Here is a 23,560-nt window from a genome sequence, read left to right as displayed (position 1 = left end):
AAATGGATGAGAAGCCAAATATTAAGATGATTAGAATTGATGAAAGATTGATTCATGGGCAAGGACAGCTGTGGATAAAAAGTTTAGGTGTTAACTTAGTTATTTGTGCAGATGATAAAGTATCTTCAGATAGTATGCAACAGTCGTTGATGAAATCAGTTGTTCCTCAAGATATAGCTTTACGTTTTTGGGATCTTGAAAGAACAGCAAAAGTAATTTGGAAAGCGTTACCTAGTCAATCGATTTTTGTGATTGTGTCATCTCCAAAAGCTGTATTGACATTAGCAGAACAAGGTTTTCCAGTTGGGGAAGTGAATGTTGGGAATATTCATGCAAAAGAAGGTAAAGAGAAGATTTCACAATTTATTTATTTAGGTGAAGAGGATAAAGAGTCGTTAAGAACTTTACGAGACAAATATGGATGCTCATTTAACACTAAAACATCACCAATATCAAATGATGGAGCACAATCACTAGAAAAATTGGAAAATATTTTAGGATAAGGAGAAAAATTATATGGATATTTCAATGACACAAGCACTGTTAATTGCTTTAATCACTGGTTTTTGCTATGCAGGTCAATTGTTGGGGATTTATACAAATCGTGCGTTAGTAATGTCATTTTTTGTTGGAGTTGTTTTAAATGACATTCCAACAGCTATTACCATGGGGGCTATTGCTGAACTTGCTTATATGGGATTTGGCGTAGGAGCAGGAGGAACAGTACCTCCTAATCCAGTAGGTCCTGGTATTGTAGGTACAATAATGGCAATTACTTTGAAGGACCAAGGAGTAACACCAGAATCGGCCTTGGCATTATCCTTTCCGTTTGCCGTACTGTTTCAATTAGTAACAACTGCGCTTTACTCACTATTTGCTGGTACTACAAATAATGCAAGAAATTTAATTAAAAAAGGTAATTTTAAACAATTTAATTTGTTAGCTAATTTGACATTTGTAAGTTTCTTTGTTACTGGATGTGCGATTGGTTTCTTTGCCTCGGTATCACGTCCAGCTTTACAAGCTTTTGTAGAAGCGTTACCAGAGTGGTTGATTACAGGATTTTCAGTTTCAGGCGGATTAATTCCTGCAATTGGTTTTGCAATGATTCTTTCTGTTATGCTAGATAAAAAACTTATGTCGTATGCATTACTCGGATATATTTGTGCAGCATACTTAGAATTGCCAACAATGGCAATTGCTTTAGTAGGAACTTTCTTTGCCTTAATTACTTTTTATGCAAACCAAGATAAAGATTCAATAAATAAGACTGAAACAAAAAATGATAAAGAATCATACCATGACTTATCTAATTTTGCGGAGGAGGATTTTTCTAATGGAATCTAAACAAAACAGATTAACACAAAAAGACTATATGAAAACTGCACTACGGTCTTATCTTTTGCAAAATGGATTTAACTATAATGTTTACCAAGGAACTGGATATTTGTATAGTATTTTACCAGCCTTAAAGAAGATATATGCAGATGATCCAGAAAAACTAAAAGAAACAGCTGGTGCTAATATTGAATTTTATAATGTAAATCCTCATATGGCTCCATTTGTTACAAGTATGCAATTGGCTATGTATGATCATGGAGAAGAAATTGAAGATGCTCGAAGTATTAAAATGGCTTTAATGGGACCTCTGTCAGGTATTGGTGATTCATTAGCACAATTTGGGATTGCTCCTTTATTTTCTACTATATTTGCTGGGCTAGCATTAGATGGTTTAGGATTTGCTCCTATGGGATTCTGGGTATCAATGTTGGTATCAATGTTTGTTATTAAAATGTTTTCAGGATATTTAGGGTTCAAATTAGGAACAAGTATTATTGATACATTAAGTGAGCAAATTAGTAAAATATCTGCTGCAGCTAACATCGTTGGAGTTACAGTAATTGCGGGGCTTTCTACTACCTTTGTAAAAGCTAATATCCCTATTCAATATACTTCTATAATGGCAGATGATACAGAACAAATTATCTCTCTTCAAGAAATTTTAGATAAGATTTTACCCAAATTGTTACCTGTTGTACTTACTATTATTGTTTTTTATTTAATTAAGAAACGTAACTGGTCAACATACCGTTTGTTAATTTTATTATTTGCGATCGGAATTTTAGGTTCTCTTTTAGGTATATTAGGATAAACTTAAAAAGGAGTTAATATAATTTATTAACTCCTTTTTTGAAAGGATCTATTGATGGATTTTAAATTAATTGAAAAATATAATAATGAATTTTTTAAAAATCAGTCTATAAAAGAGGAAGTATCAAAAAATAGAATTTTTTTTGATACGATTATTAATAGAGGAAATTACTTAAAAAAAGGGCAAATTATATTTAACGACTCCTTAGATATGGAAGCAGTAAGCACACCTTACAACCTAGACTTAACTAATTTGGAAGAAAGTCCAAATGGCGATTTAGAGTGGTGTTACATGGCTAGTCGTAATGGATATCTTGTAGACTTAGGAATTCTATACGCTTATACAAAAGAAGAAGTGTATTTTAAGCTTTGGAAAAAATATCTCTTTTCTTTTATTGACTGGCAAGAGAAGAGTCCTCATGTATGGCGAAGTTTAGATGTAGGGTTACGTTTAAATAATTGGATGAAAAGTTTTATTTACATTTCTGATTTGACTAATCAATTATCCAGTACAGAGAAAATTAAATTAGAAAAATCTATCATTAAACAGATTATTTACTTAAAAAAAAATTTTCCTAACAAAAGTTACTTAAGTAACTGGGGTGTATTAGCTATAACAGGAGTTTTATCTACTAGTCAATTATTACCAGAATTAGTTGATAAAGAAACAGAAGAATGGGCATGGACAACTTTAACAGAGGCACTTGAAATTCAATTTTATGATGATGGAATCCAGTGGGAGCAAAGCCCCATGTATCATCATGAAGTTACCATTTGTATGTTGCAATTATGGTTAAATAGCTATTACTTAGAACATTCTTTCCCTGCACATATACAGTCTATTTTAGAAAAAGCAATTAACGTTAGTTATTATTATTGCGATCATGCTTTTAATTTATTATCTTTACATGATAGTGATGCAGTGGATTTCACATATGTTTACAGCATCTATGAATTATTAGGTTTTTTGGATATAAATATGAATAAAACACCAGGAATTTTTTATACTGGAAAAAAAATTAATACAGAAAAGAAGAAACTGTTACCCAATCTATTTGAAACAGGTGAAAGTGGTTTTCTAGCATATAAAGACGCGAATATTTATTTAACTTTATTTAATGGACGACATGGTAGTGGGCATGGTCACGGGTCTTTAGGATCTATTACTTTGGATTATCAAGGAAAAGAACTAATAAAGGATCCAGGAAGGTATACATATCTTGAGGTTCCTTTAAGAAGTTATTTAAAAGAAGAGTTTAGTCACAGTTCATTAATTGTTGATGGGAAGCCGTTAACTCAAATAGATTCATCTTGGTCGTATAGAACGATGGCAGAACCAATTTTTCATAAGAGTTTTGAAGATAGGGAGTATGTATTATTTGAGATTAGTTGGCATGGAAAGCAAGAGAATAATTTAGTTATCTTCAAAAGAACAATTATTTATTTTAAGAAGTTAATGGTTATCCTAGTGGTAAATACAACAGATTGTCCTGGGAACCATATTTTGAGCACACGTTACCAAATGGGAGATAATCTTCAGCTAGATAAACAAGAAAATAATATTTTATTAAAGTCAACTCCATTTGCATTACTTGTTGGAAATCAAGCCCACGTGGCTATTAATAAGAAAACATGGTCACCTAAATATAATGAAAAAGAGCAATATGAAGAAATATTGCTTGAACAGTCATTTAATAATAATTTAGTGACGTATGAATGTTTTTATCCTTGGAATCAAGTGGAAGTTGAAAAAGTTGATTGTTATCAAAATAATCAATCAGATCCTTGTGATATGCTGTTATGTTTTGGAGTAAAAATGACTACTAATCAAGGAGAAGTTTATGAATATTATCACAGTGCATATGATACTTTTAGAGGCGATAAGCTTTATTTAGGGGACCAAGGACGTTTATTATATGGGAAACACAAAATCTTCAGAAAAAAGGTAGGGGAATAGTTATGATTGGGTTTATTATTACAGGACACGGAACTTATGCGCCGGGAATTCACGGTGCCATGGAAATGATTACTGGAAAACAAGAAAAGGTTAAGGTAATTCCTTTTTTACCTGAAATGACATTAGAAGTTTTCAAAAATGAAATTGTTGCAAGTATTGATACTCTTAAAAAAGAGGTATCAGAAATAATTATTTTTTCAGACCTTTTGGGTGGAACTCCATTCAAGATTGCTGCAGAAATAGTAATGAACCAAGGTGGTATTGAGATAGTTTCAGGTACTAACTTATCGATGTTGGTAGAAGGTTCAATACTTAGATTAGGAATGTCAAGTTCTCAAGAATTAGTTAATCAGTTGCTTCAAACTGGGAAAGACGGAATTAGTAGATTAGAGTCAATTAGTGAATACTTTAAAAATGACACAGAGGATTTTTCAGATGGGATTTAATTAGAATCACTTAACCAAATATAGTACAAAATTGAATAAGCTGTAATAATAAATGTTTTTCCGATTGAAGGCATATCTTTCAACTCAGTGATAACCTAATATTGTTACAGTTTATTTAACTTTAATAAGCTCATACGGAACTTTTTTTGAAAACGTATACATTTTTTCGGAAGTAAACCAGTATAGGAGTAATTTTTTTAATATTTACGCTTAAAAATATTTTTTATTAACTCTCTAATCGCCTTTCAGGACGGTTGCATTTTAGAAACTAAGATATATCGAGGGAGAAATTTATGATAATTAAGAATTAATTCAAGGGGTGTATCGTTTGATTTATAAAGAATAACCTAATAGGTGTTAATTTGACTTTTATTATAATATACGACAAGGAGAATAATTATGAAAAATAAAATAGTAGTGAAGAGCTTGTTTGTTTTAGCACTATTGACATCTACAAGTTTAAATGCCTTAGCAGAGGAACCAGAATCAGTTAATGAAGCAGAACAATCTATAGATAAAACAGTAATACAATCTGATGATAATCAAGGTAATTCTAATTTAGTGCAGAACGGTGATTTCTCAAATATTGAATCTCAAGAAGGTAAGTGGTCAGGAAATAAACCAAGTAGTTGGGGTATATGGATACCTAGAGATATGACTTCTGCAGACTATACAGCTGAAGTGAATGCTAACAATCAAATAGTATTATCTAGTTTAAAAGATGATTTTCGTGTAGGGATAACACAAAAAATTGAAGTAGATCCTAATAAACTTTATCAGCTTTCATTCAAAGTAAAAACGGATGAGTTAACAAATGTGGCTCGTGTACGAATTAATGAGCAGAATGAAAATGGTCAAACTAATTTATGGTATTCAAAATCTGTTAAGGGAACAACTGATTGGCAAACAATTACGCAAGACTTCGAACCAAATCCAGAAACTAGTTTTGTCACTATTGAATTGTTCTTTGAAAAAGGTATAGGGACACTTTATTATGATGACGTATCGTTTTTAGAGAAGCAGATTGAAGAAGATGATGTTATTACAATCGAAGATAAAATTGAGATCAATACAAACAATATTTATGTGACCAAACAAGAAAATTATAAATACGTTGTAAGTGATTCTTCACTAGCAACCGAAGAAGAAGGGATGTTGTATCCTGTTAAAGAAGGAGAAACAACTGTAAAAATTTTGGATGAAAAAGGTATTTTTATGATGGAAATTCCTTTGGTTATTTCTTCATATAATGAAACAAAGTTTAATAAAATGCTTAATCAATGGAATGGAATTATTGCTGGAAATTCTTATTACAATGATAATAATCATGTAATGGTTCAGCAAAATAAAGATTTGGATTCCTCAGTAGAAAACATTATATCTTTATATACTTACAAAGAAAATTTTAAAACACTTTGGAGTGATATTACAGACTATAAAGTGTCTGCTAATATCACTGAGTCATATAGAAGAATTGAAACAATTTCAAAACAAGTGACTCAACCAGCTTCTAAATATTATCAAGATAAAGAAGTCATTCGCATTGCAAAAAACGCAATGGAGTGGATGAGTAAAAATGTCTATAACGAAAATTCTTCTCTTCAAGGTAATTGGTGGGATTATGAAATTGGAGCGCCACGTGCTATTAACAATACGTTGTCTCTGATGCAAGCATATTTTACGCAGTCAGAAATATTGATGTATACTAATCCGATTAATTATTTTGTACCTGATCCTTATAATTTTAGAGTGACATTAGGCACACCCTTTAAAGCTTTAGGTGGCAATTTGGTTGATATGGGTAGAGTAAAAATTATTTCAGGCGCCTTAAGAGAAGATGGAGATATTGTCAGTAAATCAGTAGAATCCTTGCAACAAGCTTTCGAGTATGCGAAACCTGGTGAATCAGGATTTTATGAAGATGGATCATATATAGACCATGATAATGTTGCTTTAACAGGTGCGTATGGGAGTGTTTTAATAGATGGCTTATCACAATTACTACCAGTAATATTGGAGAGCGAATTACTCCCTGTTAGCAAGCTAGATAATTTATATAATTTTATAGAAAATTCATTTATACCGTTAATGTACAAAGGTGAAATGATGGATATGGTCCGAGGTCGAGCTGTTAGTAGAGAGGAGCTTCAAAGTCATGCTGCGGGAGGAGAAGTTCTTCGAGGTTTGATGCGAGTAGCTAATTCATCAGAAGAAACTCAAAAGAATCGATTGAATAAACTGGTTAAAACATTTGTTAAAGGAAATACCTACTATGATATATACGACAGTCTAAATTCATATAAAGATATTGATTTGATGGATAAATTATTAGCAGATGATTCTATTTCAATAACTGATTTTTCAACTAGTTTAGCAACTTTTAATGAGATGGATAAAGTAGCTTATCAAAATGTAAATGCTAAATTTGGTATTGGGGTAAGTATGTATTCTGATACAACACAAAACTATGAGTATATGAATGAAGAAAACTCGCATGGATGGTATACATCAGATGGGGCAGTTTATCTATATAATTTGGATTTAAGTCATTACAATGATAATTATTGGGCAACTGTAGATCCTTATCATATCCCGGGAACCACTATTATTCCAACGGAGAGAAAAGATGGGTCTGGAATGGTTAGATCACCTAATAGTTTTATTGGTGCAACTAAGCTGGATGATACAACAGCTTCAATAGTTATGGAGTTTACTAACTGGGATAAGACACTAAATGCGAATAAATCTTGGTTCATCTTCAATGATAAAGTTGTATTTTTAGGTTCAGATATTCAAACTACTGGAGATACACAACCAATTACTACAATAGAAAATAGAAAAAATACTGACACAACACAATATGATGTGTATGTAAATGGAGATAAGCAGATATTAAATAATGAAAAAGTAGAATTAAAGAATGTACACTCTTTATTGTTATCTTCACCAAATAACCAAGCAATGAATATTGGCTATATTTTCTTAGACAAAACTTCATTAGATTTTCTAAACAAGACAAACCAAGGGAGATGGAAAGATATTAATGCAAGCCAGTCAGATCAATTACACGAAAATAATTTTTTAACATTCTATAAAACACATTCTAAGGAAGACACAAGATATGCTTATGTGATGTATCCGAATGTATCAAATGATGAACTAGCAAAGAAAGAAGAATCAAATAAAGTCAAGATATTGCAAAATAATGCGTCTGTTCAGGCTGTCTATGATGCTGATGAAGAAAGTTGGGGAGTTGTATTATACGAGGATATGCCTTTTGAGATTGATGGAGCTATAACACTAACTAAAAAAGGTGTTTATAGTATTAAGAAGAAAGATGAGTATAGAGTTTCATATTTTAACCCGTCAGATGAGGAATATCATTCAGACACAATTGAGACTATCTTATCTCAAGAGATAGTACAAGAAGCAACAAATAAAGATAAAAGCACGATTATTAGACTTAGCATTGATAAAGATACAAGAAAAGCATTAAAAGACAAACAAAAAGAGAAAGAAAAACAAGCAGAAAAAGATAAGCAGAAAAAAGAAAATCAGTTAGAAAAAGAAAAAAGAGCTAAGAGAAATAAAAATCTTTAATGGATATAATTTGCTCGAAGGATAGAAATAATGAGCTTTTATATTATGAAGAAATAGATGAGTAGGAGAAATTGTATTGTTAACATTAATATTAAAAAACGAAAACAAAATTATTATGAAAAGAAGTCATTCTACAGAGACTTATTTAGCGTTGAAACGTAGAGAATATGCAGAAGGGGAAGTAGTAGAATTAATCTTAGATAAAGCTAATCAATTTGTATGGGTTCAGGTAGATGAAGCTATTGAACCAAGCCTAATTTATTTAACAGAAAAAAAATGGAAATTTCCGATTATCTTAGATGAGAAGTTACGTTTAGCATATTCACCTAAAATTTTTACAGGAGATCGTCATTATATAAGAGCTTGGTTACCTACAGAAAACGAAATTCATAGTTACCGCAATTTAGCACGTAATGCACACGATCAAAAGGATGTTACGAATACTTACCCTCATGCATTTGCTAATGTCGAGACACGAAATGACTCAACATTCTTTGCTCGTAATGCGATTGATGGTATATTAGCAAATGAAGGTCATGGTGCTTATCCATATCAATCATGGGGAATTAACCAGAATGAAGACGCAAAGATTACAATTGATTTTGGTCGTGAAGTTGAAATTGACAAGTTAGCATTAGTTTTACGTGGTGATTATCCTCATGATAGTTTTTGGACACAGATTTCAGTTGTTTTTTCAGAAGGTGAAGAAAAAACCTTAGAAACAACTAATGAACTGAATCGTCAATATTTTGATTTTCCTTTCATAAAAACAACAAAGATTACATTAAAAAATCTCATTAAGAATGAAGATGAATCTCCGTTTCCAGCGTTAACTCAATTTGAAGCATACGGAAGAGAGGTATCAAAATAGTTATGTTATATGAGGAAAAAAGATTTCAAAATTAGTTCCTGTGTATGTTATTTTGTTATTAGTATGAACCATTTGCCTTGCTTATTGCAGGATTAGTTCTCGCCTATAATAAGGTTGAATGGTTTAGAAATGGCGTTAATGCATTCTTTCAAGGTGTTTCAGATGTCGCCGTTGAGGTGTTCAACTTTATTGGGGGATACATTAGTGGAGTATTCGAAGGACTTTGGACAAATATTTCCAACGTATTCGAAGCTGGTAAACGCATATTCACTGGTTTTATTGATTTTATCACTGGAGTTTTCACAGGGGATTGGGAACGAGCTTGGAATGGTATTGTAAACATTTTTGGTGGTATCTTCGATGGAATTGTTGCGATTGCGAAAATGCCACTAAACAACATGATCGGACTTATCAACGGATTTATTCGAGGGCTGAATAATATCAAGGTTCCAAAATGGGTACCTGGTGTTGGTGTTAAAAGCTTCAGTATTGGAGAATTACCTTATCTAGCAAAAGGCGGTCATGTATTGAATGGTCAAGCGATCGTTGGTGAAGCTGGACCAGAATTACTTACGAATAAAAACGGTAAGACGACCGTTACTCCGTTATCAAACGAAGAAAAACGCAAAGGCATTGGCGGCAAAGTACAGCCTGCTAAAGTGGAACAACATATCCACATTGGGAATGTCGATGCGAATAACCCGAGCGAATTAAACAAAATGAACCGTAAATTTTACCGTGCAAGCAAACAAGCACTTGCCGGCGTGGGAGGATAAATATAAGGCATCTAGCTTATCGGCTGGGTGTCTTTTTTGTTATGCTTGCAACACCATGTACTAGGAGGATGATTAGAAAAGCGAAAATTATGATTGAGTTTGAAAATATCAATGTTCAATAAGCGTGTTACTTTGCCTATTCAGTAAATTACTATATAATTATTATGATGACGGAACATAGTTCCCCTTGCGCGGCGTATGAAAATATGCTGTGCCATTTTTTTTGCAAAAAAAACAACCACTCTCGGGGAGGAGTGTCACACGTAGATAAAAAAGTTTTTCAAATTTCATGCTGGTCAAAAAAAGTTATATACTTCTCTAAAAGTTTAAAATCCTGTTCCAAATTTTTTCTAATAATTATCTGATCTCCCAAAAACGATTTTCGAGATGTACGTGCTATCTTGTGATAAACATCATTTTTAATTAAATAGTCTAATTCTTCATTAATTTTCTCGAGGTTGCTTTGGTCAGACGAAGACTGAAAGTATCGTATCGAATTGTATTCTAGGTGCCTTGCGCTGTTAATGACTTTTCTATAATGTAGTTTATCAACTTTCATAGAATCACCTCTAATACAAATTTACATCATTCTTAACTTTCTATCAATATGTTTAATTAATAAAATGGAGATTTTAATCCTATAATTAATATAAATGGGTAAAATTTTAAAGTTAAGAACATATATAAGAGATTTCTAATCAATAATTTCTATTACGTTGAAATAATGATAAAATAAACAAGAAGAGTATTAGGCGCACTTCCCCAAGTTTTCACCGCCTAACTACTCTTCTTAAAGTATTGCACGCACTAACTAATTTATAGCATAAACTAAATTACTGCAAGTAATATGAATATAATTATGTACAAGCTTGCCTTAGCAAGTCATTTATTTACCAAGGAAATTTGATGAAGATAAGAAGAAAAAATTTATAGAACAATTGATTGCCCCCAGCTAAAAAAAGCTATCTAAAAACTATCTATTTGTAAAAATAGTTGTGAATATATGGATTTTAGAAGATAACTTTTAGAGATTTTTTATTGATATAACAGTATTTGCGCGTACTTAGATAGAAAATCGTTAAATGGAAGGTAGTGTGGGGTAACAACTATTTTATTGCTCGAAACGTTGATATTAAAGCGTTTCGAGCGTTTTTTATTTGGATTTTAATGGTTGGATACGTTTGGAATTATTCGCCCATAAATTTTGCAAATCGGTCACCAGTTTTCTTAACAGATTGTGGTGTGACATGAGCATAGATATTCATGGTAGTTTTAATATCTTTATAACCTAATCGTTCTTGTACTTCTATTATCGAAGCACCACTTTCAGACAATAAGCTACAATGGGTATGCCTAAATTCACGTGGAGTAATTTGCGGCTCCATCGGTGTCTTTTTGTAAATCCAATTTAACCAATCGTTGACTACTTGAGTATAGTGGATCTTGTCTTAGTCTGTAGCGAATAAAAACTATTTTTGTTAATATATATTATATCAATATAGAATCGTTATAATCATTCTATTATCCGCCACAAGGAGTTTTACAACTGCTTAGAAATCAGATTACTCGTTCAAATGTTATTGCAATTTGAATCAATAAAAGAAGCGTTGAAGAAGAGCTCACTCTTTCAACGCTTCTTTTTCAGAAGATTTTAATGACCATATCAACTTCACTTTCAGGATTAGGTAATTCATGGAAGCTAGTGTTTATAGTGCTTAATTGATCAACTAACCATGTTTTATTTTTTAACTCTTAGACGAATCTAAAATTAATATCATTGTTCTCGTGTTGAAGAGGTGTCTCCAAATAATCTGGTGAATATTCATAATCAACTTAACCTGCTAATACAAAAGAGGGTAATCCATAATTTAGTGTCAGATTTAATGGATGGTCGCAAGCTTTTATTTTTTTTACGTCATCTTGTACATATCTTCAGCCATAAAAGTTGAGAATGTGATTTCATCTTGTGTTTCATTAAAAAAAGTTATCCGAATAATCGCTTATTTTTGAAAAGTCTTTATTGGCACCAGCCTCAAAAAATTGTTCAACTTTTTTAGTATAAAGTTGTGCTAACGCTCCTTTTTCAATATTAACTTTGATATTTTCATGTCTATCAATTTGTGTGCTGTTCAGTAAGGGAAGATCAGCTTTTAGTTTTATATCGTCTTGATTTCTTTCAATTTCAATTGGCAAAATCTTTTCAGTAGATTCCGTTTCTGATAAAGGGACATCTAGTTTTTTATCATGATAATAAGCTTCAAATCCATCTGGAACCGGAAAAAAATGTATTGGGTAATTCTTTTCTGAGGTTGTTGTACTAGTTTCTGTACTTGTAGAACTTGTGTCAGAAGTGGTACACCCGCTTATAGTTCCGATGAGTAAAGCGTAGGTTAGAATGATTGCAAATTTCTTCAAAAAAATTCCTCCTTAAAATTGTATGTGGACTAATACTAGTCCCGTTGTAGCATACCAAATCTTTAATATTAATAAGAAAAAGGACTAATTTTAGTCCAAAAGGTGTGCTATTCTTGAAAGAGGAAAAAATTAATGATAAAGAAAGTGTAATCGGTAGCAATATTAGACGAATCCGATTAGAAAAAGGAATTGGTCAAACCGAGCTGATTAGAGACCTACAGCTCAAGAAAATCGCTATAACTAGGGATACAGTGGTTCAGATCGAAGGCGGCCGCCAACACATTAAATTGGATCAATTGAAAGCCATCAAAGATATTCTACAGGTGTCTTATGAAGATTTGCTTCAATGACTACTTGTAGTCATTTCATTTAAAATTATTATGTTACACCCTTATGTGTCATGAAGAAATACTGGTATAATAATGAATGAGATATTTAACGTTAGGGTATACTCTTGTATTACACACAGATTGAAGAGAAGGAGATTTTTTAGTGAAGGTCAGTGAATGGGTAAAAAAAATTGATCCTAATACGTTAGTATCAGAGCAAGATGTTAGGACTAAGATTGCAGTTCCATTGATCAAATTGTTAGGCTACGATGAAAGTCATTATGCGGATGAATTTCCTATCTATAGTTATTCCGGAAGAAAAAGGAATCCGACTAAACATGTTGATATTTTATGCTTTAATTCAGATGGATGGAAATCGAAACGTGACTTATCCTCTTGGCAGTGGGTTCAGGATCATTCTTTGATTTCAATTGAGTTGAAAAAGCCTTCGGAAGGTCTTGAAGATGCTGCTGGACAAGCAATGTTTTATTCAATGAATGCAAGAAGTCCTTTCTATATTGTTTTGAATGGGATTGATATAAAAATTTTGAAGATGACTGATCATTTTTCAGATACAGTTATTTTTGAAGGTACTATAGAGAATATGGCTAAAAATTGGATTGATATTGATAATGCAATTTCTTTTAAAGTATTATCGAAAACAGCAAAAGAGAATAGCGAATTTGAGAACTCTAAAATATTTACGAACTATTGTATTTCTTTATCACAACAATATAAAGATATGTATCGATGGCAATGGCGACAGCGAGTAATTAAACAAATTCAAAATGAGACTGTGGAAGCATATCCAGAAGAGTTTACAGACTTTGGAGGGCGTGCATTGATTGAAGGGGATGCAGGGAGTGGGAAAACAACATTCCTTCATAATATTTTTTTAAATCAATGTCAAAAGTATATTAGTTCTGAAAGTAAAATGATACCAGTTTTCTTATCTGGAAAACTTTGGTATAGGAATTTTCATTCCATATTTGAAGGGATTCTAAAAGAGTTAAAAGTTTTTGTTCCAAACATAACGATTGAGATTGTTGAAAAAATGGTATTTGAGGATGAGATTTTATTAATAATCGATGGAATAGATGAATGTCAGGGAAATCGGGATCTGTTAATCCATGATATTATACAGAATAAATTTAAAGTAGTTTTATCATCACGACCCTTAAATATGGATAATAGTCTGGAAGTGTTCGGCACTTATAAAACAGAGATGCTAGATGAAAATAGGATAACTGAAATTTCTACAGATGTCTTGAAAAGAAATATGATTACTGAAATTCATCGATTACCTAAAAGTATGAAACAAATACTGGAGACACCTATTTATTTTAATATGTTTTTAGCGTATGAAATGGATAAAAGTAATGATAAGGCTCCGAGCAATATTGCAGAGTTATATCAATCTTTTACGAATTACGTCTTGAAGCAAGTAAACAATAAAGGAAATGTGGATATAGATGGATTGCCTTTATTTAAGCTACAGAATATTTTGTCAGAATTCGCTTTTTTATCATATTCTATAAAACATGGAAAAGAGACGGATATAACAACTATCATAAAAAAAGAATTTCCTAACGATGTATTTTCAGTCTACAAAATCTTTTTGCAAAGTGGTTTAATTTTTGAAACTGCAGAGGGGTGTGAATTCCAACAATTTTCGTTAAAAGAGTATTACTATGCTCTGTTTATAACCAATAATGTTCTTGACCAGTTGGAGATTTTTTTAGATAAGCATATTGTTGACCCAAACTATGAAGAAATTACCTTATTGCTTGTAGGAATAAATAAAGACAAAGTAATCCAAGATAAAATACTCGATGCTTTACTCGCAAGAAATTTAACACTCTATGTAAAATGTTTAAAAAGAAGATATAATTTTTCACTTGATTTTGAAGAGAATAAAGATAGGAATTTTTATGAAATCTTTTTTGGAACAATATGTGACACTTATCAACGTTTAGTAGATACTTATTTTTCTACTATTAAAAAATACATGCTACCCTATGTGTTGAAAAATGAAGATTCTGATTCTTTTGTAGTGGGCATAGATTGTGCTGTAGATATGAGTAGGAACTCTATAAGTATTGAATTAGTAGCGGTAGATAAAGAAACCAATAACGACCAATTAGTAAAAATAAATTATACTAATACTGCTCCAGTCATGACTATGAAAAAAAAAGGTGAAGAAGTTACTATCCCTTATTTAAGATTTAGTAATAATATTGGTTTCCACCATTATGAACTTAATCGCTCAAACACTGGGATAGACTACGCTAGAGAAATTGCGATAGATATGATTTTTTCTAATATAGATGAAATCTTGAAGAATACTAAACTATTGGAATTTGAAACTCCGGAAATGATTTCTTTTTTCATTGAAGATTTTCTTAACTCAGCTTCTCCATTGAGTGTATCGAGGGATAACGAAACACGAGAGTACAATCTATCATTAAAAAGACAAACTATTGATGAGCTATTGGATTTGTGCAGAGGCTTATATAGATATGAAATCAAGATGAGAAGTAGGAATGTATTTAGTTTTGGTGGGATATGGTACTTGCTTTATATTAATAAAGATAATTTTGATTTAGACTTTGAACATCTTTTATTTCCTGTAAAATTAGATAGTCCTATCGGAAATGGGAGGTGGGTTTGGAATTACTATACTGATCAGCATATTTTAGACTGGATTACCAATTATTATAAACACGGTCAAGAATCTTATAGAATCTTTGTTGACAAACTATTTCCGAATCTTAAAAAGGATTTAGCTTTGTATCAAGTTGGGCCCATTCAATACAATATAGATATTAAACTTCCTGATCGCGACTCTAATGAGAGCTTCAGTCAAGGCAGTATCGGTACTAGTTTTAGTTTAGTTGTTAGTGTACAAAATTCTGATCCGAAAGTAAGCATTGTTAAAAACAACACAAAACTTATTGACAGAGACAGCTACTATGATCAATTAAGAAGAGAGGCTAGATTTTATAACAGAACACTATCTATAGGATCAATTTCTAATTCTATACTTACTTATTTATTCAATAAAGAAATGAATGCGAGAAGTTTTGTGTATGAAACGTTACGGAAAGAATTCAAAGAAATCTTCAACCCCAAATAGTAAAATCTATCTAAAAAGACTAACAAGATAAAAAACAATAATTCTTTCAATTCTGATAAGTTAGCAATGCTCATTGTAAAAATATATAGATATTGCTTATGCACATTATATATTCATATATTCTAATTTTCTTACCAAAAGCACGCCACGTAACTTGAATACGTTTTTGAATACAATCAGAAAACCAATCAAGATGATTTATCATTAATAAAGTGATTAACTCTATTCAAAAATCATTGAAATATCAACTATCTTCAGTCATCATTAATGAATTTAATTTCATGAGTGAATAAGAATAACTTGAATCTTCAAATAACTTCTCTACCTGCTATTTTGGGTACGATATTGGCTACGTTATCGATGATAGTACCTGATAATATACACTGTCAGTCTATGGTAATTTGTCAAATGAATTATTTATATAAAGTCTATCCCTTTCCTCTGATTCCCAAAAGAGTCATTGGAAGGTAGTGTGGGGTAATGGAGTTGAATAAGCTAGAAATGCCTATTTGCAGGTGTTTCTGGCTTTTTTTATTTTGGGTGTGTATAAAGTAACACCATTTGGATATAAATTTTTAGAGAGATTTAACTAGTATGCAGTTATTTTTGCATTGTTAAGCCTAAATAAAATAATTAGTAGCGCCCAATTTTGAAAGTATACGTTTGCTGAATATATGAATGATAAAGGTAAAGAGACAAAACTATGGTATGTTACAAAAGATAATTTTGGAAAAGATACAGCAATTGAGTCTGTTTTAGTATTTGATAAGGATAATAAAATTAGCAGATATAAGAATACTAAGTTAACTATCGGCGAAGTCTCTAAGATGACAGATGAAGAGATATTAGAAAAAGTTAAGCAAGATGAATTTGATTATCAATCAGTTAGAATTCAAGGTATACGAGAAGATATTGCAATGGCGGAGGAGCTATTAGAGAAAAGCGACAGTTCCATAGTAAAATCAGGAAAAGAATTCCTATCCAAGATGAAATCAGATAATAATTTGAACCCAATTGATATCGAACCATCAGATTTTTATTTCAATATTATCACCGATTCATCAGGAAATCAGGCGTAGATGGGAGAGTTTTCATTTATTATTCATGAAGTGAATTACCCTGATTCTAGTTATACAGGATTATATAATATGGAAGGAGATTTGTATGCGATTGGGGACAATTATGTAAATGATGAGACAATCAATGAGGCAATCTCCACCAAAGAATATCAAATGCGTACACTGCAAAACGAGGTAACTTATGAAATTACGGCTCCGACTGTAGTGCGAGCACCCCAAGTTTATGAAAGCACGTATAATTATTTTCCTATTGAGCCTCTGGGATGGTCTATAGCCTTCAGAACAAAAGATTTAGTCTCACTTAAATTTGATCAACCAGATACAGATATTGAGAATATTACCATTGATGAATAGTCTTTTGCTCCTTATTTTGTTATAGATGAAGTTTTTTATTTACTTAAATAAAAAATCACGTTTTCCAATGGTTATGAAAAAATGATTTTTGCTCTTTAAAACTAGCACCACTGACTAAAAAATTATAAACCCAAGGCATCGTTTAAATAGCAGAGATAGATCTAGCAGTATTTAGAAGCTGTTAAAATTGGGGGGAGAACATTTTTCTTTTGTTTGAAAAATCGGTTAGATAAATCTGTAATAAGGTCTATAAATCGTTGTTAATTCAGTGATCAATAGACCATTTTATTTTTTGAAAAGAGAGAAAAAATGTTGCTGTTTCTGTTCTATTCAGAATTGCAGGTATTGCAAATGATATATATTCAAAATTCTTAGATTGAAGTACAGTGAGACTATTTTGTTTATGAAAGAAATATTTATTACATTGTAAAATCTAGGGAAGAAAAGATCTGACTACCCTTGGCATGTTTTGCTTTGTTTTCTATTAGGGCTATTTTTTTATTATTCGATTAAATCTATTTCGGCTATTGTAGAAATGTGGTAATTTAGTTAGAATGTTTATTGTTAGCTATTAGATCTGATTAGGATTTTTTTGTAGTTATGAAAATGGTTAATGCGTCAAAGCTATTTACTTGCGGAATAAAGAAAAAGGCAATTGAGTGAGATTAGTAGGAGGAAATTTTGGCATGCAGGGTGAAGAAATAGGGGCAATGAGGAGAACAAAAAAAAATAGTCAGACAAAAGATACTACAAGAAAAAAATATATCTTTTATATTGGGATATTCTTTTGTATTAGTTTGATTTATGTGTATGTGAATAGTTATTTTCTGGTATCTGGTGCAGATTTTGATTTTCATACAAGCAGAATTATTGGTTTAGCTAATTCTTTGGAAAATAATCACTGGTTTCCAAAAATAAATTACTATATGGCAAATGGCTTAGGATATGGAACACCGATGTTTTACGGGGAATGGTTTTTATATATACCAGCAATCTTGATAGTTTTTTTTAATTTTTCCGTTGTTCAATCTTGGATGGCGTTGTATGTTTGCTTTTATACGGGTTCATTGACCATTCTTTTTTTTACAGCTAAAAAATTTGAGCTTAGTGACTTTCGAGCATTTTCATTTTCTGCATTGATTATTTTCAACTCTTTAATGGCAACTATAGTGAATGGGGCAATAGCTTTTGCTATATGCTTAGTACTATTGCCTTTGTTATTGTACTATCTGTATCAATTATTTTATTTTGAGAAGACGAATATAGCAGCTGTTTCAATTATAGCTGCAATTATTGTCAATACACATATCTTAAGCACAATGGTAGTTGCATTAATATGTCTTTTATTCTTTTTTTTAAATATACGAAGAGTAAATGGTAAAGTAATGCTTGCTTTAATGAAAACCATTCTTTTAACAGTGGGATTCTCCGCCTTTTTCCTTTTGCCATTACTAGAGCAGAAAGCTTCACAAGAGCTGATTGCATTTCATACACCTAATGCTTTTAGGTATACTAGTGTAAAAGGGATAGGGACTATTTTATTTAATTCTTTGAACGATAATGTAAGAACCATTAGTAATTTCCCGACATTAAGCGCTGTTGGAGTCATTCTTTTAACAGCTACATTGCGTAAGTTTGATATGAAACCAAGCCTGCTAAGAGATTTATCTTTCCTCATATTTGCATTGATTATTTTAGGAAGTAACATGTTTCCTTGGATAGAATTTTCTTCGTCCTCTCTAGGAGCTGTTCAATTCGTGGGAAGATATCTTGTATTTGCACTCATTCTAATCATACTTTTAAGTGTTCTGAATCATAAAATACCAAATTATTTGTTTGTGTTTTGTATAGTTTTGACAATTTTTTTGGGAATTTCTCGGAATACATTCCCAGATTTTACGACATCCGATAATCCGCAAGAAGTAATTATTCTTTATAATAGTCCAGAATATGAACAAAAAAAGTTAAATAGATATGAAGATTTGAATGCTATGAGAAGCGGTGTAGAAGGAAAATCAGTGGTTCTGGGTGTTTCAGGGGGAGAGTATTTAAATATTGGTGCCGATCCTAGCAATTTATCAACAAATGGCGAACCAACAATCAAAAATGGACAAATAGTGGGTACTGATAAATCCTATGGAAAAATAAAAATCCAATATACTATTGATAATGAAGAAAAAAAAGCAGAGATTGTGGTCCCATTGTTATGGTATAAGGGGTATGTTGCAAATTATTCAAAAGGAGCCAAAGGAAGTCAGCCTAACTTGCTTTTATCAGAAACGACTGGAAAAGCACTTGAGGATGGCAAGATAACATTGCTAGCAGAGAAAAGTGGCTCAGTTGAGATTTATTACGCTGGCACACTTATCCAGAAACTCTCGGCATGTCTCTCTGTATTTTTGGTATTGCTTGTATTGACTTTTAAAATTAGAAGAAAAGTAATGACTAAAAAATGAATTTATTAGTATATCTCTGTGAGTGAGGTGTCTCATAAATATATGACATTAATCTTTAAATGATCGTTCTAACTCGATTAACTCTAAAATGAGTTTAATAAAGCAATTACTGTATTATAAAGCGATTAAATGACGATTATTGTCAATAATGATGAATGGGGTATGCAGAGCGTGAGAGCGACATTGATCGTAAAGTATGCTTTCGAAGTGTGTCAGATGCAAACTCAAACTCCGAGACACTACAGCCACAACTGAGGTTGTTAAATCGTTAAAAGTGATGAAAGAGAAACGAGTAAATAAGTTGTTTATACGTTTGTTGGTATGGTTTGATCCCGGCAAAATGATTGGACTAAAAATGAAGAGAACTAGTGATAGAGAGTGTCATTTCCCCCGAAAGAAGAACTTGATCGATAGACCCAATCGAACACTTTGCAAACTATCAAAAAGAACATATTATTTATGATATGTTTTTTGAAGGTCAGTCTTAGTCAGAAATTGTTTCAGGTGGACTTTTTCTCATAGCTGTCATGGATTTACCAAATTCAAGTGCAGTGATTGGATTGCTAATCAAGTTTATATAGAGAATTGTCAAGAGGTATATAAGTAAATAACTTTGAGGCATTATACATCTTATTTTCTTATATAAAAAGTATATTCCTCTTTTAAGAAAGAAAAATTGTACCCCGAAGCTTGCTGGACAATTGTAGTGACCCCAAAAAGTTAGACTTTTATGGAGTGGAGAAATCCACTCCTTTTTTGTACGATAAAATTAACTGTTAGACAGCTGTTTTTACAGCTTCTCTAAACTGAACCGGACTTCGCCGATTTAATTTCTTTTTGATGCGTTTATGTTTGTAATAATAGATATATTGGTCAATTTTTGTTTTCAATTCATCAAAACTCCGATAGATTTCTCCATGAAAAATTTCTTGCTTTAATAAACCAAAGAAGTTTTCCATAGGTGAGTTATCTAAACAATTCCTTTAGGAGACATACTCTGGAAGATTCTACGAAATGGGCAATCATTTGTTATCTGGATTGCTTCTTCTAATCCTTCCATTATGGCTAGTGCGTTTGGTTTTTCAGAAATCCGATAAGATAGAATTTCACTATTGTAAAGATCCATGAAAGGATCTAAATACAGCTTTTTCTGACGAACGACACCTGTGGTGTCTACCTCATAATACTTAAACTCTGTGGTATTAGTTGTAATTTTTTGGTGACAGATATTTGTATAAAACCGACGATGAATACGATTTTTGGCGACAGTGCCAACCTTCCCACGATAAGAATTGTACTGTCGAGATTTTCGAGTGTAAGACTTTACTTCGATACCTAGTTTTTTATCAGACGTTGAATCTTCTTTTTATTGACATGAATCCCTTGATTCTCTAATTTTTTTGTCGCAGACAGCCATAGTATTTATGCTCTCTGCGAATTTCAAGCACTTTTTCTTCAATTTCTTGGTCTGGGTTTAGTCTGTCAAACCGTTTCTGCCAATACATATAGGTTGCTTTAGGAAATTTCAATGTTTCAAGAAGCTCAACTAGTTTGAATGATCCTCGGAGGCTGGCGATGATTCGTGCGATTGATTCTTGCGTCTTTGTTGGGCTTCCTGTTTTCGCAGCTTCCTCAACTCTTTTAAAAAGGCATTCTCAATTTGAAGGGATCGTACTTGCTTTTCTAATGCCTTAATACGGTTGTGTTCTTCAGTTGTTGTACTTTCTTTTTTGTTTTCTTTTTTTCTAGTCAAAGTAAGTGGTCGCCCTTTCTCTTTTGAGAGCCCTTCAATACCTGCTTCTCTGAAATTACGCATCCAATTGGCAATAAGCGCAGGGTTGTTCATTTCTAAAGTGCTGGCAACTTCTCGATAGGACATCTCACTTGTTTGATATAACTCTAGCGCATTTAACTTAAATTGAACAGAATATTACTGATTTTGATGCTTTCTCAATAGACCTTCCTCTCCGTATTCACGATAGGCATTCACCCAATCACTTACTTGAGACACCGCATTTGTTGGCAAGATGACGATATCCGCCCACGCCACTAAGATATTCTTTAACGATTTTTAGTTTTAATTCAAAAGGATATTTTGCCATACAAATAACGACCCCCAAAAGTTAGATTATTTGGTCTAACTTTTGGGGGTCGCTTCAAATCAAGCGAGGCGGGTATACTTTCTTTTTCATTTTCCCGCATCGAAATTAATATATCTTGCTTCTATTCTGAAAAATTGGTTTGGTTTCTTGAGGAATATCATCAAAATTATTGGTCTGACTTTTTGTTAGCTGTTAAGAAATCTTCTGATTGATGATCAAAATGAGAAGAGCTGTTTTTTTCCGTATTGTTTCCGATCAGAATATATTGCCTTATAGATAAAACTCATTATATAGCGATTGTGTGATAATGGATTCGAACAACTAATTTAAATTGTGATTTTCCAACGAAATACTTTTCCTTAAATGAATGAAAGTAAAATCAGTTTCATGCAAATAAACGGCGACCATCTGCTCAAACACTACTGCTTATGATTGGATTGGTATTTTTGTTATTTAAATTGTATTAATATTGAGAAACTGCTATCATTATGTGTTGTTAGTGGAGTATTCAATTTTTTGAAAGGGGGCTTCTAGTGGGAACCTCATTACCAAGTAAACAGAACTTTCCAGAATTCTTTTACTTATTTGCAATTATGATTTTCGGTGTAATCTCAACATTTATTACGTATCCCATAACCAACGGGGATGAAGGGTATCATTTAAGCAGGAGTTATACTATTTTCTCTGGAAATAATCCTGATTCAATGAAGACTGATACTGTGCGTAACCTTGAATTAATGGCGATAGCATCGAATAAGGAAGAACATGATTTTGACGTAGGCTCTTTCTTTAAAACAAAGTTGTCGGATGTCCAGGAGGACACGTTAAGCTTCCATCTGCAAAGAGAAAATAATTCAATCCTCAAAATAGGTATAGGTCATCTTCCAGCAGCCATAGGTGTTTTGATAGGTAGATACGTTTATCCCAGTTACGGTGTCATGTTAGTCTTTTCCAGACTTTCAAACTTAGTTTTTTTCGCGATCAGCTTATTCTTTATTATCAAAAGCAGTAAGGTAGCGAAATGGGCGTTGGTCATGCTGTTTTCAGTGCCATTTTTACAGAAAATTGCTAGTCCAAGTTATGATGTCTATTCTTATGTGGTTCTTTCAGCGTTTATGGTCAATTTATTGAACTTAGCTAGAGTAACTAGATTTAAAGATGTAACCAAAAAAAAGATAGGCTATACCCTTCTTACGATTTTTTTCATTTTGTTTGCAAAGAATAATTATGTTTTTGCATTACCTTCATTGTTTTTTCTGCCGTTGTTTACAAATAAAGCAACAGAGATATACACACGACAGAGGAAAGGCGTTCGCTTCGCTTTTTGGATTTTTATCATGTTAGCCGCTGTTGTTGTACTGTATTTCTTAAATCAGATATTTGGTTTAAGCAACTTTTTTAAACAATTTATTCATTCTTATTTGAATACTGAAACAATGGAGCGAAGAGGAAGAACCTTGTTCAATGTAGTTTCTACCATATTGCCAGATATGTTTAATCTGTTCTGGTTGTTGTGCTTGTTTTTTGTGATGTTAACTGAAAGAAAATTCTCATGGAAACCAGCATTTATTGTGGGATTGATTGCAATTTTCTTCACAAATTGGGTTGGGATTTTTGCCGGTTTTTATCTCATATTAGATAAACCAACCCAAGCATTTGATGAACTTAGTGGACGCTATCTGCATCCCTTTATTATCTGCTTCTTACCTTTTATCCAAACGATAAGTTACAGATACAATTTAGTATCCTCGCAAAAAGCAGTAAAAATAGTGGCGATTTTTTCTACAGTCTTAATAATGACATTATATTTGGTTGTTTGCTACTATAGAGGGTATGTTATTCATACCACACCTACATGGACGACAAGGTAAATGAATGGGGGGGCTGA

At 32.1% G+C, this 23,560-nt stretch carries 14 protein-coding genes and 3 pseudogenes; 14 read left to right on the top strand and 3 right to left on the bottom strand.

The window, feature by feature from the left end:
• Nucleotides 1-2 precede the first annotated feature (2 nt).
• From Q1X33_RS15525 to Q1X33_RS15490, 8 genes and pseudogenes are all read left to right on the top strand, one after another.
• Nucleotides 3-503 (top strand): PTS sugar transporter subunit IIB, encoded by a 501-nt coding sequence (locus tag Q1X33_RS15525; protein WP_005227402.1) that lies wholly within the window; start codon nt 3-5, stop codon nt 501-503.
• 13 nt (nt 504-516) lie between these two features.
• Nucleotides 517-1,347 carry a PTS sugar transporter subunit IIC gene (locus Q1X33_RS15520; protein WP_003128374.1) on the top strand — a complete coding sequence of 277 codons (831 nt, stop codon included), beginning with the start codon at nt 517-519 and terminating at the stop codon, nt 1,345-1,347.
• Complete coding sequence (locus tag Q1X33_RS15515) at nt 1,337-2,152, top strand: PTS system mannose/fructose/sorbose family transporter subunit IID (protein WP_003128376.1); 816 nt, start codon at nt 1,337-1,339, stop codon at nt 2,150-2,152. The genes Q1X33_RS15520 and Q1X33_RS15515 overlap by 11 nt, the downstream gene beginning before the upstream one ends.
• Nucleotides 2,153-2,206: 54 nt before the next feature.
• A complete protein-coding gene (locus tag Q1X33_RS15510; RefSeq protein ID WP_301969795.1) occupies nt 2,207-4,108 on the top strand; it encodes a heparinase II/III family protein in 1,902 nt (633 codons plus the stop codon).
• A 2-nt stretch (nt 4,109-4,110) separates the two neighbouring features.
• Nucleotides 4,111-4,554, top strand: coding sequence for a PTS sugar transporter subunit IIA (locus Q1X33_RS15505; protein WP_005227409.1), 444 nt, complete (start codon nt 4,111-4,113; stop codon nt 4,552-4,554).
• A gap of 399 nt (nt 4,555-4,953) precedes the next feature.
• Complete coding sequence (locus tag Q1X33_RS15500; RefSeq protein WP_262118846.1) at nt 4,954-8,154, top strand: polysaccharide lyase 8 family protein; 3,201 nt, start codon at nt 4,954-4,956, stop codon at nt 8,152-8,154.
• A gap of 76 nt (nt 8,155-8,230) precedes the next feature.
• On the top strand, nt 8,231-9,025 hold the full coding sequence (locus Q1X33_RS15495; protein ID WP_003128383.1) for a hypothetical protein: 795 nt from the start codon (nt 8,231-8,233) through the stop codon (nt 9,023-9,025).
• A gap of 80 nt (nt 9,026-9,105) precedes the next feature.
• Nucleotides 9,106-9,801: pseudogene (locus Q1X33_RS15490) on the top strand (phage tail protein); the annotation flags it as partial.
• 1,187 nt (nt 9,802-10,988) lie between these two features.
• Here the strand turns inward: Q1X33_RS15490 and Q1X33_RS15485 are convergent.
• Both Q1X33_RS15485 and Q1X33_RS15480 read right to left on the bottom strand, forming a co-directional pair.
• Nucleotides 10,989-11,321 (bottom strand): annotated as a pseudogene (locus Q1X33_RS15485) (tyrosine-type recombinase/integrase); the annotation flags it as partial.
• A 454-nt stretch (nt 11,322-11,775) separates the two neighbouring features.
• Nucleotides 11,776-12,216: a hypothetical protein gene (locus tag Q1X33_RS15480; protein ID WP_003128387.1), complete on the bottom strand. Its 441-nt coding sequence runs from the start codon at nt 12,214-12,216 to the stop codon at nt 11,776-11,778.
• Between the two features lie 104 nt (nt 12,217-12,320).
• Here Q1X33_RS15480 and Q1X33_RS15475 point away from each other — a divergent pair, with 104 nt between their 5' ends.
• The 5 genes from Q1X33_RS15475 (at nt 12,321) to Q1X33_RS15455 (ending at nt 19,570) form a co-directional block, all read left to right on the top strand.
• On the top strand, nt 12,321-12,566 hold the full coding sequence (locus Q1X33_RS15475; RefSeq protein ID WP_301996800.1) for a helix-turn-helix domain-containing protein: 246 nt from the start codon (nt 12,321-12,323) through the stop codon (nt 12,564-12,566).
• Nucleotides 12,567-12,708: 142 nt separating this feature from the next.
• Nucleotides 12,709-15,681: an NACHT domain-containing protein gene (locus tag Q1X33_RS15470; protein WP_005227414.1), complete on the top strand. Its 2,973-nt coding sequence runs from the start codon at nt 12,709-12,711 to the stop codon at nt 15,679-15,681.
• Between the two features lie 674 nt (nt 15,682-16,355).
• Nucleotides 16,356-16,760 (top strand): hypothetical protein, encoded by a 405-nt coding sequence (locus Q1X33_RS15465; protein WP_005227415.1) that lies wholly within the window; start codon nt 16,356-16,358, stop codon nt 16,758-16,760.
• Nucleotides 16,761-17,114, top strand: a complete 354-nt coding sequence (locus Q1X33_RS15460) for a hypothetical protein (RefSeq protein ID WP_005227416.1) — start codon at nt 16,761-16,763, stop codon at nt 17,112-17,114.
• A 686-nt stretch (nt 17,115-17,800) separates the two neighbouring features.
• Nucleotides 17,801-19,570, top strand: a complete 1,770-nt coding sequence (locus Q1X33_RS15455) for a hypothetical protein (protein WP_005227417.1) — start codon at nt 17,801-17,803, stop codon at nt 19,568-19,570.
• A gap of 776 nt (nt 19,571-20,346) precedes the next feature.
• Here Q1X33_RS15455 and Q1X33_RS15450 read toward each other — a convergent pair.
• Nucleotides 20,347-21,672 (bottom strand): annotated as a pseudogene (locus tag Q1X33_RS15450) (IS3 family transposase).
• A gap of 533 nt (nt 21,673-22,205) precedes the next feature.
• Here Q1X33_RS15450 and Q1X33_RS15445 point away from each other — a divergent pair.
• On the top strand, nt 22,206-23,543 hold the full coding sequence (locus tag Q1X33_RS15445; RefSeq protein ID WP_005227420.1) for a DUF2142 domain-containing protein: 1,338 nt from the start codon (nt 22,206-22,208) through the stop codon (nt 23,541-23,543).
• Nucleotides 23,544-23,560: the final 17 nt, after the last annotated feature.

Origin of the sequence: Enterococcus sp. B2E4, assembly GCF_030499455.1 — a bacterium.
GTDB classification, from domain to species: domain Bacteria; phylum Bacillota; class Bacilli; order Lactobacillales; family Enterococcaceae; genus Enterococcus_D; species Enterococcus_D casseliflavus.
This window is presented reverse-complemented; position numbering and strand designations above follow the sequence as displayed.